At 44.3% G+C, this 13,382-nt stretch carries 12 protein-coding genes; 8 read left to right on the top strand and 4 right to left on the bottom strand.

The annotated features are described in order from the left end of the window. Nucleotides 1–8: 8 nt before the first annotated feature. The 5 genes from glpD (at nt 9) to yhdA (ending at nt 6,013) form a co-directional block, all read left to right on the top strand. Nucleotides 9–1,676, top strand: a complete 1,668-nt coding sequence (gene glpD, locus EFK13_RS05295; protein ID WP_129506268.1) for a glycerol-3-phosphate dehydrogenase — start codon at nt 9–11, stop codon at nt 1,674–1,676. A 132-nt stretch (nt 1,677–1,808) separates the two neighbouring features. Continuing rightward, on the top strand, nt 1,809–3,554 hold the full coding sequence (locus EFK13_RS05300; protein ID WP_129506267.1) for a phospho-sugar mutase: 1,746 nt from the start codon (nt 1,809–1,811) through the stop codon (nt 3,552–3,554). Between the two features lie 151 nt (nt 3,555–3,705). Further along, nucleotides 3,706–4,848 (top strand): GAF domain-containing sensor histidine kinase, encoded by a 1,143-nt coding sequence (locus EFK13_RS05305; RefSeq protein WP_129506266.1) that lies wholly within the window; start codon nt 3,706–3,708, stop codon nt 4,846–4,848. Continuing rightward, nucleotides 4,845–5,492, top strand: a complete 648-nt coding sequence (locus tag EFK13_RS05310) for a response regulator (protein WP_129506265.1) — start codon at nt 4,845–4,847, stop codon at nt 5,490–5,492. The genes EFK13_RS05305 and EFK13_RS05310 overlap by 4 nt, the downstream gene beginning before the upstream one ends. Further along, nucleotides 5,489–6,013: an FMN-dependent NADPH-azoreductase gene (yhdA, locus tag EFK13_RS05315; protein ID WP_129506264.1), complete on the top strand. Its 525-nt coding sequence runs from the start codon at nt 5,489–5,491 to the stop codon at nt 6,011–6,013. The genes EFK13_RS05310 and yhdA overlap by 4 nt, the downstream gene beginning before the upstream one ends. 14 nt (nt 6,014–6,027) lie before the next feature. Here the strand turns inward: yhdA and EFK13_RS05320 are convergent, their stop codons facing one another. After that, on the bottom strand, nt 6,028–6,270 hold the full coding sequence (locus EFK13_RS05320) for a YhdB family protein (RefSeq protein ID WP_003224139.1): 243 nt from the start codon (nt 6,268–6,270) through the stop codon (nt 6,028–6,030). Between the two features lie 202 nt (nt 6,271–6,472). Here EFK13_RS05320 and EFK13_RS05325 point away from each other — a divergent pair, with 202 nt between their 5' ends. Then, nucleotides 6,473–6,796, top strand: coding sequence for a YqzG/YhdC family protein (locus EFK13_RS05325; RefSeq protein ID WP_129506263.1), 324 nt, complete (start codon nt 6,473–6,475; stop codon nt 6,794–6,796). 44 nt (nt 6,797–6,840) lie between these two features. Here the strand turns inward: EFK13_RS05325 and lytF are convergent, their stop codons facing one another. After that, nucleotides 6,841–8,283: a peptidoglycan endopeptidase LytF gene (lytF, locus tag EFK13_RS05330; protein ID WP_129506262.1), complete on the bottom strand. Its 1,443-nt coding sequence runs from the start codon at nt 8,281–8,283 to the stop codon at nt 6,841–6,843. Between the two features lie 150 nt (nt 8,284–8,433). Further along, nucleotides 8,434–8,874 (bottom strand): nitric oxide-sensing transcriptional repressor NsrR, encoded by a 441-nt coding sequence (gene nsrR, locus EFK13_RS05335; protein WP_129506261.1) that lies wholly within the window; start codon nt 8,872–8,874, stop codon nt 8,434–8,436. A 191-nt stretch (nt 8,875–9,065) separates the two neighbouring features. Here nsrR and EFK13_RS05340 point away from each other — a divergent pair. Further along, nucleotides 9,066–10,216, top strand: a protein-coding gene (locus EFK13_RS05340) for an IS3 family transposase (protein WP_129507417.1) whose coding sequence is annotated in 2 segments (ribosomal slippage) — nt 9,066–9,339 and nt 9,339–10,216 — 1,152 coding nt in all. Because the reading frame shifts where the segments join, the coding sequence is not laid out codon by codon here. Between the two features lie 61 nt (nt 10,217–10,277). On the opposite strand, the gene EFK13_RS05345 is transcribed toward EFK13_RS05340, so the two are convergent. Next, a complete protein-coding gene (locus EFK13_RS05345) occupies nt 10,278–11,804 on the bottom strand; it encodes a mechanosensitive ion channel (protein ID WP_129506250.1) in 1,527 nt (508 codons plus the stop codon). A gap of 164 nt (nt 11,805–11,968) precedes the next feature. Between EFK13_RS05345 and spoVR the strand changes: the two genes are divergently transcribed. Beyond that, on the top strand, nt 11,969–13,375 hold the full coding sequence (gene spoVR / locus EFK13_RS05350; protein ID WP_129506249.1) for a stage V sporulation protein SpoVR: 1,407 nt from the start codon (nt 11,969–11,971) through the stop codon (nt 13,373–13,375). The last annotated feature ends 7 nt before the right edge of the window (nt 13,376–13,382 follow it).

Below are 13,382 nucleotides of genomic sequence, written 5' to 3' on the forward strand. Positions count from 1 at the left end.
GAGGAGCAATCATGAAACATCAATTTTCAAGTCTTGAAAGAGATCGCATGCTGACAGACATGACGAAAAAAACATACGATCTATTTATTATCGGCGGAGGAATTACAGGAGCGGGAACAGCTCTTGACGCGGCATCAAGGGGAATGAAGGTCGCACTCAGCGAAATGCAGGATTTCGCGGCGGGCACATCAAGCCGATCAACGAAGCTTGTTCATGGCGGCTTGCGCTATTTAAAACAATTTGAAGTGAAAATGGTTGCTGAAGTAGGGAAAGAACGTGCGATTGTTTATGAAAACGGCCCGCACGTCACCACACCGGAATGGATGCTGCTGCCGTTTCATAAAGGCGGTACATTCGGTTCGTTTACAACATCTATCGGATTAAGAGTTTATGACTTCTTAGCAGGTGTGAAAAAATCAGAACGAAGAAGCATGCTTTCAGGAAAAGAAACGCTGCAAAAAGAGCCATTGGTGAAAAAAGACGGCTTAAAAGGCGGCGGATACTATGTGGAATACCGCACTGACGATGCGAGACTGACAATCGAAGTTATGAAGGAAGCGGTCAAATTCGGAGCAGAGCCTGTGAATTATTCCAAAGTGAAGGAGCTCCTCTACGAAAAAGGCAAAGCAGTCGGCGTATTAATTGAAGATATGCTGACAAAGAAAGAATATAAAGTGTACGCCAAAAAAATTGTCAATGCGACAGGCCCTTGGGTCGATCAGCTCAGAGAAAAAGACCATTCGAAAAACGGCAAGCATCTGCAGCATACAAAAGGCATTCACCTTGTATTTGACCAGTCTGTTTTCCCGCTGAAACAAGCGGTATATTTTGATACACCCGACGGCCGTATGGTATTTGCGATTCCTCGTGAAGGCAAAACATACGTGGGAACTACAGACACCGTTTACAAAGAGGCGCTCGAGCATCCGCGAATGACAACGGAGGATCGTGATTACGTCATTCATTCAATCAATTACATGTTCCCGGAACTGAATATCTCTGCGAATGACATCGAATCCAGCTGGGCGGGGCTGCGTCCGCTGATTCATGAAGAAGGCAAAGACCCTTCTGAAATTTCACGGAAAGACGAGATTTGGACATCTGACTCAGGCCTGATCACCATCGCCGGCGGTAAGCTGACCGGATACAGAAAAATGGCGGAGCACATCGTCGATCTTGTGAATGATCGCTTAAAAGAAGAAGGCGAAAAGGATTTCGGCCCATGTAAAACGAAAAACATGCCAATCTCAGGAGGACACGTCGGCGGTTCAAAAAATCTCATGTCCTTCGTTACCGCGAAAACAAAAGAAGGCATCGCAGCCGGCTTATCAGAGAAAGACGCAAAACAGCTGGCGATCAGATACGGCTCTAACGTAGAGCGTGTATTTAACCGAGTGGATGCGTTGAAAGAAGAAGCCGCGAAACGCCACATCCCCGTTCATATTCTTGCTGAGGCAGAATACAGTATAGAAGAAGAGATGACTGCAACACCTGCTGATTTCTTTGTCCGCAGAACGGGACGTTTATTCTTTGATATCAACTGGGTAAAAACCTATAAAGATGCCGTTATTGATTTTATGAGCGAGCGATTCCAATGGGATGAGCAGGCGAAAAACAAACATACAGAAAACCTCAACAAGCTTTTACACGATGCGGTTGTGCCGCTCGAACAATAAATCATAACGGGCTGTCTGTCAGCCCGTTATTTCTTTTTACATGCCGAAAGTGCCGGATCTCAAGTTATCAAGTGACAGAGGCACTCGCTTCATATAAAATAATGGCATAAGCTGATACATAGGAGGACGAATATGACTTGGAGAAAGAGCTATGAACGCTGGAAACAGACCGAAAATTTAGATCAGGAACTAAAAGAGCGCCTCACTGAATTAGAGGGGAATGAACAGGCTCTTGAGGATTGCTTCTATAAAAACCTTGAGTTTGGTACCGGCGGAATGCGCGGAGAAATCGGAGCCGGGACGAATCGGATGAATATTTACACTGTGCGCAAAGCATCAGCCGGGTTTGCGGCATACATCTCACAGCAAGGTGAGGAAGCGAAAAAACGGGGGGTAGTCATTGCTTATGATTCCCGCCATAAATCGCCGGAGTTCGCGATGGAAGCGGCAAAAACCCTTGCGACACAAGGCATTCAAACATACGTATTTGATGAGCTTCGGCCTACGCCTGAGCTGTCATTCGCTGTCAGAGAGCTGAACGCCTATGGTGGTATTGTGGTAACGGCAAGCCATAACCCGCCTGAATATAATGGCTACAAAGTATACGGAGATGACGGCGGCCAGCTGCCTCCAAAGGAAGCTGACATCGTCATTGATCAGGTAAATGCGATTGAAAATGAGCTGACGATCACAGTCAACGATGAAAAAGCGTTAAAAGAAAAGGGCTTAATCAAGATCATTGGTGAAGACATTGATAAGGTCTATACAGAAAAACTGACGTCCATTTCCGTTCATTCTGATTTATCGAAAGAAGTAGATGTAAGCGTTGTGTTCACACCGCTGCATGGAACCGCGAATAAACCGGTCAGACGCGGTCTTGAAGCACTCGGCTATAAAAATGTAACGGTTGTCAAAGAACAGGAGCTGCCGGATTCAGACTTTTCTACTGTCACATCTCCAAACCCGGAAGAGCATGCGGCATTCGAATATGCCATTAAGTATGGGGAGGAGCAGAACGCGGATATTCTCATCGCAACAGACCCTGACGCTGACCGCCTCGGCATTGCGGTGAAAAACGATCAAGGCAAATATACAGTGCTGACAGGAAACCAAACCGGTGCGCTGCTGCTTCATTACTTGCTTTCTGAAAAGAAAAAACAAGGCATCCTGCCTGAAAACGGCGTTGTTCTCAAAACAATCGTCACAAGTGAAATCGGGCGTGCAGTCGCTTCTTCGTTCGGTCTTGATACCATTGACACGCTGACAGGCTTTAAGTTTATCGGTGAAAAGATTAAGGAATACGAGGCATCAGGCCAGTACACATTCCAATTCGGTTATGAAGAAAGCTACGGTTACTTAATCGGGGATTTTGCCCGAGATAAGGACGCCATTCAGGCGGCGCTTTTGGCAGTTGAAGTTTGCGCGTTCTATAAAAAACAAGGAATGTCATTGTATGAAGCGCTCATCAATCTCTTTAACGAATACGGCTTTTATCGTGAAGGGCTGAAATCCCTGACGCTGAAAGGAAAACAGGGAGCAGAACAGATTGAAGCGATCCTCGCTTCCTTCAGACAAAACCCTCCGCAAAAAATGGCCGGCAAACAGGTTGTGACAGCTGAAGATTACGCTGTAAGCAAACGGACGCTTCTGAAGGAAAACAAAGAAGAAGCCATCGACTTGCCAAAATCAAATGTACTGAAATACTTCCTGGAAGACGGGTCTTGGTTCTGTCTCCGCCCTTCAGGAACTGAGCCGAAGGTCAAATTCTATTTCGCTGTAAAAGGAACCTCTTTAGAAGACAGTGAAAAGCGTCTTGCCGCGCTTTCTGACGATGTAATGAAAACGGTAGACGACATTGTAGAGGCTACAGCCAAATAGTTCGAGCATAAGCCGGATCATTGTAAATGGTCCGGCTTTTTTCTTTTTCTCATCCAAAAGTCTGAAAGAAAATCATCCCGCAACCGAAGCAGTGAAATACAAAAAACTGGTATAATCTTAAATAACAAGACTCAATGCCGGAGTGAGAAATGTGAGCAAAACGGGGATGGAAAAATTAAAAACGCTGAAAACGATTGCGGAAACCTTAAATCAAGGGCACGATGTCAAAGCAACGCTGGATGAGGTTTTAAAAGAATTGCTGAGTTTGACCAACCTTCAATCCGGATGGATTTTTCTGATCGAAGAAGACGGTTCCTATACGTTAGCGGCTGACGCTTACCTGCCTCCGGCTTTAATCCGCAAGGAAAAAGTGCTGATGTGCCAAGGGGAGTGCTATTGCCTGACAAAGTTTAATAACGGAGGGCTTAGAAGAGCTGCTAATATCATGAACTGCAAGCGCATAGAATCAGCCGAGGAACTGCACTGCTTTGACACAGAAGGGATTACACATCATGCAACTGTGCCTTTAGAAGACGGGGACAGGAGATTCGGGTTGTTAAATGTAGCGGCGGCCGGAAAAACCATGTTTGATGAGGAAGAACTGCATTTACTTGAGTCTGTCGCCTTTCAGATCGGAACGGCAATCCAACGTATGAAGCTTTCCGAATATAAGCAAAAAAATGCTCTTTTAATGGAGCGCAACCGTCTCGCTCAGGAGCTTCACGATTCTGTCAATCAAATGTTGTTTTCCGTCAGTTTAACAGCCAGAGCGGCAAAGACATTAACTAAAGATGAGAATGTGCAGCAGATGATTGATTTCATTCAAAACCTATCCCAGGATGCGCTCGCAGAAATGAAGGCGTTAATTTGGCAGCTTCGCCCCGGAGGATTGGAAAAAGGGCTGTCTGAAGCCATTAAAAGCTATGGCGCGCTCATCGGATTGAATGTTATTTTCACACAAAAAGGCTGTCCGTTTCTTACAGATGAACAGGAGCATATGCTGTGGCGCGTCGTACAGGAAGCTTTAAATAACATCAAAAAACATGCCGGAACTGATACGGCGTATGTCAGCTTGACTGCTTCTTCGTGCCATGCGGAGCTGGATATCATCGATTATGGGGCAGGTTTTCGCTATGAAGCGCATGCTGGGCTGCCTTCACTTGGCATCAAGGGTATGAAAGAACGGGCGGAAAAAGCCGGCGCGGAGTTGTTGATTGAGTCAGCTCTTGGAGAGGGGACAAAGCTGTCCGTCCGGCTTCCGCTAACCAATCAGAAAGGGAGGACAGTACAATGAAAATTGTCATTGCGGATGATCATCATGTTGTCAGAAAGGGTCTTCGTTTTTTCTTTGCCACCCAAGATGATATTGAAGTTGCCGGCGAGGCCGCAACCGGAACAGAAGCACTCCGTGTCATTGAAGAGACAAAGCCTGATCTTGTGCTGATGGATCTGTCTATGCCCGAGATGGACGGCATTCAAGCTATAAGAAAAGCAGTACAGCACTTTCCGGGAATCAATATTATTGTGCTGACGAGCTACTGCGATCAGGAGCACGTCATTCCTGCGCTTCAGGCAGGAGCGAAGGCGTATCAATTAAAGGATACGGAGCCCGAGGAATTGGTGAAAACACTAAGACAAGTGCATGCAGGCGAATACATGATGTCTCAAGCTATTATGCCCCATGTACTGACACATATGAGAAATCAGCACGATCCGGAAAAAGACAAATTTTATCAATTAACACGAAGGGAAAAGGACGTTCTGAACGAAATTGCCAACGGGAAAAGCAATAAAGAAATCGCGGCAGCTTTGTTTATTTCAGAAAAAACAGTAAAAACCCATGTGTCTAATCTGTTAGCAAAACTTGAAGTGGCCGACCGTACGCAAGCAGCGCTTTTCGCAGTGAAATATAATCTAAATGGAGAGATCACGAAATGAACATGCTAGTCATAAACGGTACGCCCAGAAAACATGGCAGAACGAGAATTGCCGCATCTTATATTTCAGCGCTTTATCACACGGATTTGATTGATCTAAGCGAGTTTATATTGCCGATTTTTAATGGGGAAGCGGAGCAATCTGGACTTTTGCAGGTACAGGAGCTTAAGCAGCGTGTCACTAAAGCGGATGCGATTGTGTTATTATCTCCTGAATATCACAGCGGCATGAGCGGCGCTTTAAAAAATGCGCTGGATTTTCTAAGCAGTGAACAATTCAAATATAAGCCCGTCGCATTATTGGCAGTGGCGGGAGGCGGTAAAGGCGGCATCAACGCGCTGAACAATATGAGAACTGTGATGCGGGGTGTCTACGCCAATGTTATTCCGAAGCAGCTCGTGCTTGATCCGGTGCACATTGATGTTGAAAATGCTGCCGTCACAGAAAACATAAAGGACAGCGTGAAAGAACTTGTCGAAGAACTCGGCATGTTTGCAAAAGCAGGAAATCCCGGCGTCTGAACGCCGGGATTTGTTTATGTGAGCAGCGCTAATTGATCTTCGTAAGTCAGCTCTGTGGCATGATCAATATAACGGAGAAGAGAATACAGCATCTTTTCAAGAACGGCGTAATCCTGTTCAAAATGATACGCATGCAGAAAATGCTCGATTCGTTTTGATAACAAATCATCCTCTGTACGCACCATTAAAATCAATAAATTATCCCATTGGGAACGATGGGTGTAATACAGCGCTTTATCGTAATCGGCATAATCCATGAATCGCTTCTCCTTTCTTGTGTGAGAAGTTCATGATTAGTTTATGCGGCATTCCGTGTTATTGACGGGGCAAAACTTGGCGTCTGCGGCAGTACAGGGGTAGCAATATGAGGGAGACATAAAATCAAAATGCCTGAATGAAGCCTTCGCTTTTGGAAATCCTATGAGAGAACATATTCTGGTTACAGGAGACTGAAAACACATGAAATCTCTGCCGTATACCATTGCGCTTCTCTTTTGCGGAATGATCATCGTGTCAATGGCCGCAAAAGGACATTCAGCGGACACAAATGAGTCCGTTCAAAAGTGGGAACAGCTCGCCTGGAGCAAAATTCAGGATGAGTATAAGGGCGCTTCATTTTCAGATTACGCTTATATGGGACGGACCGAAGTAAATGATCAGCAGACGAAAGATGTCTTTCGGGTGACAGTCAGACAGAATGAAGACATCTTTTCTGTTCGGGCCGAAGTCTATTTTCATCCGGTGACAAATCATATGATCAGCATCAATGTCTTTAGGCTCTAAGCAAAAAAAACTGTACAGCCGGTAAGGCCATACAGTTTCTGTTTTTAGAAATATCGTTTTGCACCGAGATAGCGCTGTTTCCAGTAAGAGTTATTCATATTGGAAATCACAACTCCGGAATCATTGGCATTAATGAATTCGCCGTTTCCAAGATAAATTCCGACGTGGGAAGGGCCGGCTTTATAGGTTGTAAAGAAAACGAAGTCTCCGACAGCAGGCTGGCTGACAGATTTCATTGTGTTCCAATATCCGGCTGCGGTTAATCTTGATACGGATGTGACTTTGTTCAGTGCATAGTACATGAAACCGCTGCAGTCAAATCCATTCGGTGTCGTGCCTCCCCAGCGATACGGAACTCCAAGCTGCGCTTTAGCGGCTGCGATCATTGTGTTAATCTTTGCGCTAGTTGAACTGGATGTGCTTGAAGAACCGGATGAAGAAGAGCCTGAAGATGAAGCTTTTCCGGTAATGACCAGCTTTTGGCCAACCTGTAAGACATCTGTTTTTAAATTGTTTTTCTCCCGAATCTGCTGGGCTGTCACATTGAACTTTTGAGCAATCACCCACAAGGAATCTCCGCTTTTCACCGTGTATGTAGACGTTGTCGTGCCAGAACCCGCATTTGACGAAGAAGACGACGATGAAGAAGAGCCAGAAGATGCTTTGCCTGTCAGCTTCAGCACTTGTCCGACGTACAGCACGTCTGATTTCAAATTGTTGCTGTTTCGGATTTGCTGTACAGTCAGGTTATAGTTGTTCGCGATTTTCCAAAGTGAATCTCCGCTTTTTACCGTGTATTTCGTTGTTGCTGCAGTTTTATTCGAATGAGATGAAGTGTCTTTGGAAGACGTATCAGAACCGCTTGATTTTGTTTTTAACACTTGATTTACATAAATGGTATCTGATTTCAAATTGTTCAAGACCTTCAATTCAGCGACGGACATACTGACTTTGTTCGCGACTTTCCAAAGCGAATCTCCAAGCTTCACCTTATATGTTCGGGAAGAAGCTGAAGAGCTTGAGCTCTTATTAGAACTGCTTTTTGTACTGGAACTAGAGCTTGGGCTTGAGGAAACGGTACCGGACACCTTTAATTTCTGCCCCGCACGAATCATGTCGCTGCTTAGTCCGTTTAATTTTTTCAGTTGCTGCACCGTCATTTTAAACTCATTTGCGATCAGCCAAAGCGAATCTCCGCTTTTTACTGTGTAAACAGAACTTCCGCTCTTCTTGGTTGTTGAGCTTGAAGTAGATGAAGCGCCGGAATTGCTGCCTGGAATGGTAAGCGTCTGGCCGATCGACAGAACGGTAGTCGAAAGATGGTTGGCGGATGTGATAGCCGCCACACTTGTGTTATAGTTTTGGGCCAGTTTCCATAAAGAATCTCCGCTTTTGACCTTAATCGTTGCTGCTTCAGCTGGTGTCACTGCTAAAGTTGTACTGACAATCGCAGATGCTGTCAGCCCTGCTGCTAATTTCTTTTTCATCTGAGCTCTCCTTTTTCCCCCAATAATTTTGAATTTGCTGTTTCTTTTTTATATCGGCAGATTCGCCCTATCGTTTTGCCTTTTTTGAAAAACAGCTATATTATCTTAACAAAAAAGGGGAAAAAGGGCATAAAAAAAGAAGGAATCGTTCTATTCCTTCATTCTTAACAGCTTCATGATATCTTCTTTGTTTTTGACAAGGTCGCGCAGTGTGTAGTTGTCTAAAACCGCAAGATAGGCCATAAGCGCTTCATTAAGCACATGCTTTAAACCGCACACCGGCGAAATAACGCAGAGATTCTTGTTCGCGTCAAAACATTCAACAATATTAAAATCGTCCTCCGTTTTTCTGACAACCTCACCGATATTGATGTCTTCAGGGTCCATGCCTAAGCGTATGCCGCCGCCTCGTCCGCGTATCGTTTCTACGTAGCCGAGCTGGCCGAGCCTGTATATGACTTTCATAAGATGATTTTTTGAAATAGAATACGTTTCGGCAATCTGTTTTATATTTGATAGTTCTCCGGGACGTTCTGCAGCCAGAAAAATCAATACTCTTAATGAATAATCTGTGTAATTTGTTAACCTCATAATAAGACCTCAGAATAAGACATTTTCTATATCTTATCATAATCGATTGAAAAATGAAAAAAAAGGAATTAGCTGATAAAAAAAGTGCACCCAGCAGGGGACTGACCCCATAAGATGAGACAAATAAAAACACCTTCAAGTTTGAAAACGGATGATTGTTATCCGAAATTAGACTTGGGGGTGTTTTTTCTATGGGGACAAGAGTGAGTTATCCGGTTGAAGTGAAACAGAAGGCTGTAGAAATGAGATTGGCAGGCGTACCTATGAAAGAGATCATGCAGAAATTGAATATTAAGAATAAGACACAGGTTCAGACATGGGTTAGATGGCATAAGGCTGGTGATACACATCGATTCGAACAGCCTGTTGGAAAGCAATACACTTACGGAAAAGGTCCGGAGTATTCTTCCGAATTAGAGAAACTGCAGGCAGAGAATTGTTATCTAAGACAACAGAATGAAGTGTTAAAAAAGTACAACGAATTGGAAAGGAAGTTGATAGCGAAACGTCAGTCGAACTTGTAGAAGTATTGCGCAGCACAATGACCGTGCAGGATATCTGTATTCATTTAGGTATCTCTCGAGCGTCTTATTATCGTTGGAAGAAGAATCGGATGAAGGATCATCCCAAGCGACATTTGGAAAAACAAATCGGTACGTTGTGCCGAGAGCACAAGTATCGATATGGATATCGGAAAATCACAGCCATTTTAAAAAAGGGAATGCGTATCAACCATAAAACGGTTCAACGTATTATGCAGAAAAATCAGTGGCAGTGCCGGGTTAAGGTGAAAAAGCGTAAGAAGAATGGGCAGCCATATGCCGTAGTCGATAATATATTGGATCGGAACTTTCAGTCTGATCGCCCTCTTGAAAAACTAGTAACGGACATCACATATTTGCCTTATGGGCAGAAACAATTGTACCTTTCCAGTATATTAGATTTATACAATGGAGAAGTGATTGCTTATACGATTGGCGATAAGCAGGACACAGACTTTGTCTTAGACACACTTGAGCAGCTGCCAACATTGCCTGAGAACTGCGTGTTACATAGCGACCAAGGTTCTGTGTATACATCCTACGAGTATCAAAAAGCTGTTAACACAAAAGGCATTATCATGAGCATGTCCCGCAAAGGGACGCCCGCTGATAATGCCTCCATCGAATCGTTTCATTCCTTACTAAAGTCTGAAACGTTCTATCTTAACAGCATTGATCGAACTACGACCGCCATCGTAGAACGCACTGTCACAGAATACATTCATTATTATAACAATATTCGTATTCAAACGAAACTAAACAACCAATCACCGATAAACTATCGGCAATTGGCTGTTTAAAAGGTGTTTTGATCCCTGTCTCAAAAACGGGGGTCAGTCCCCAGGGGTGCACTTTTTTTGTTTACATGTTATGCGGCGGATTTTGGTTTTTACGGTTTTTATCAATTTCGGTGTTTTGTATTTTGCGTTCAAATGTAGACAGATAACGTGATGCAAAATCTTTTCCGCCAAGACCAAAGGATAATCCGAATGCGAGTGCGAAGCCGCTAAGCACGATGATGAACGCAGAATTAACGATTGTGGCAGCGACACCAAGCTGGTCCAGGGCCATAAAGAAAGCAAGTGCGATAATCGTATATTTAGCAATAGCAGCTAAAGACTTGAATTCCCGGCCTTTGATCATGCTTGCGAGAACTTTTCGCACCAATTCTCCGGCGTAAAGGCCGATGCCGAGAATGAATACAGCGACAAGGACATTCGGCAGATACGCGATGATGCCAGTTGCAATCTCTACGAGGAAGTGCAGCTGAACAATTTGCAGCGCTTCGGCTGTAAACAGCAGAATGACGATGATTTGCGCGATCATACCGACAACTTGAGACAAGGACAGCTTGGCAGGCGGTCCTGCTTCCATGCCCATTTTTCCTAACACAGAATCAAAGCCTGCGCGATGCAGCAGCCCGGACACCATGGTGTTCACCCATTTTCCTGCCCACATACCCGCTAAAACAAGCACGATGGCAATGATGATATTCGGAAGCATGTTTAAAATGGTATTCAGCATGGAGACAGCCGGTTTCGAAATGCCGGCGACATCAAGCTGGTCAAGCGCTGAAATGACAACCGGTATTAAAATCAGCACATAAGCGATGGTTCCGATGACTGCTGAAAGGCTTGTATCTTTTAAGTAAATAGATAAACCCATACGTGCGGCGAATCTTTCCGTTCCGATGCTTGCAAGGAAATTCGTAATGATGTCACGTACAAGACGGGCAACAAGCCAGCCGATTAATACGATAAGCGCGGCGGCAAATAATTTCGGCAGAAAAGCGAGCACGCTTTCCATCATATTTGTAAACGGTCCTGAAATGCCGCTGATTTTCAAAGAAGATAAAACCCCTGGCAGGAAAACAAGCAGCACGAGATAGAAGACAATTTGTGAAGCGGCATTGACTGCCTGATGAATATCTTTTCCTTCAGACACCAAGTTCCACTTGCGCAGCTTGTCACTCGTGTTCAGCTTCATCCCGATTTTTTTGACAAGGAAGCTCAAAACAGAGGCTGCAGCCCATCCTAACAGCAGAATGAGTCCCGCTTTCAGCACGCTCGGGATCGCCGCTGCAATCGCCGAAAGCATGCTGACAAACGGTGATGCCACTGTTGTCAGGTGCAAAATGTTAAAGAATAAAATAAAGACGATAATCAATGCGATAAAATAAACGACCTTGCTTATGACTTTTTCCGAGGAATAGCGCGATGGCTTTTTCCCGGCAAAAAGTTTATCGTCAAATTTTGTTTTTCTGAGCCCTTTGTATACCGCTTTTTCAATGATTTTAGCGATAGCCCATCCGATTAATAAGACGAGTAAAGCAATGATTAAGTTTGGCAGCTTACTGAGATAAGAAGAAAGCACGTTTGCTACATTCAATTGGTATCGCTCCTTTTTTCGTAATATGGTGTGTTTTTACCCACTAATACAATTGGCAAACAGCTGAATGTGCCGGGGGAATTTTTTTCTTGCCCAAGTGAGGCTATCATCTTTTGTCAGGCGGGCTCATACATTATAGATAAGTCCAAGTAGGGGGGATTCGGTTGAACGCGGAGGAGAAGAAGGGATTACAGCGGGCAATTGAGGAAATTACCGATATTGCAAAAGGATTCGGCCTTGATTTCTACCCGATGAGATATGAAATCTGCCCGGCTGAAATTATTTATACATTCGGCGCGTACGGGATGCCGACAAGATTCAGCCACTGGAGCTTCGGCAAGCAGTTTCACAAAATGAAGCTGCATTATGATCTTGGATTAAGCAAGATTTATGAGCTGGTCATTAACTCAGATCCATGCTACGCTTTTTTGCTGGACAGCAACGCACTCATCCAAAATAAATTGATTGTCGCTCATGTTCTCGCCCATTGTGATTTCTTCAAAAACAACTGCCGATTCCAAAACACGAAGCGCGATATGGTGGAAAGCATGGCGGCAACGGCCGAACGGATCAAACATTATGAACAGGTTCACGGGATAAAGGAAGTAGAGGCTTTTTTAGATGCGATCTTATCAATTCAGGAGCATATTGATCCCTCTTTGGTCCGTCCGAAGCTCTTATGGAGTGTGGACGATGAGGAAGAGGAGCTTGAAGAAGCAGCGACGCCATACGATGATCTATGGTCTTTGGATGAAAAGAAACCGAAAAAACAAGTGAAAAAATCAAAAAAACCTTTCCCGCCGCGTCCGGAAAAAGATATTCTGCTTTTTATCGAGGAGCATTCCCGGGAGCTGGAGCCGTGGCAGCGTGATATCTTAACCATGATGAGAGAGGAAATGCTTTATTTTTGGCCTCAGCTTGAAACAAAGATTATGAATGAGGGCTGGGCTTCCTATTGGCACCAGCGAATTATACGTGAGCTTGATTTAACCTCTGATGAAGCGATAGAGTTCGCCAAGCTGAATGCAGGTGTCGTACAGCCGTCTAAAACAGGCATCAATCCTTATTATTTAGGGCTGAAAATATTTGAAGACATTGAGGAGCGGTACAACAACCCGACGGAAGAAATGAAGAAAATGGGCGTGCGGCCTGACTCGGGCCGGGAGAAGATGTTTGAGGTCAGGGAAATTGAATCGGATATTTCTTTCATCCGCAATTATTTAACAAAAGACTTAGTTATGCGCGAGGATCTTTATTTGTTCCAAAAACAGGGCAGAGATTATAAAATCATCGATAAAGAATGGAAGTCGGTGCGTGACCAGCTTGTGAGCATGCGGGTCAACGGCGGTTTTCCATATTTGACGGTAAACGACGGCGATTATATGAAAAATAACGAGCTCTATATTAAGCATTGGTATGAAGGCATAGAGTTGGATTTAAAATATTTGGAGAAAGTGCTGCCTTATTTATTCCAGCTTTGGGGGAGAAGCGTGCACATTGAGTCTGTGCTTGAGGATAAGGAAGTCATGTTTTCGTACGACGGAAAAGGTGTTCACCGCAGATATCTATAAAAAAGAG

The sequence above is a fragment of the Bacillus cabrialesii genome, assembly GCF_004124315.2.
GTDB classification, from domain to species: Bacteria; Bacillota; Bacilli; order Bacillales; family Bacillaceae; genus Bacillus; species Bacillus cabrialesii.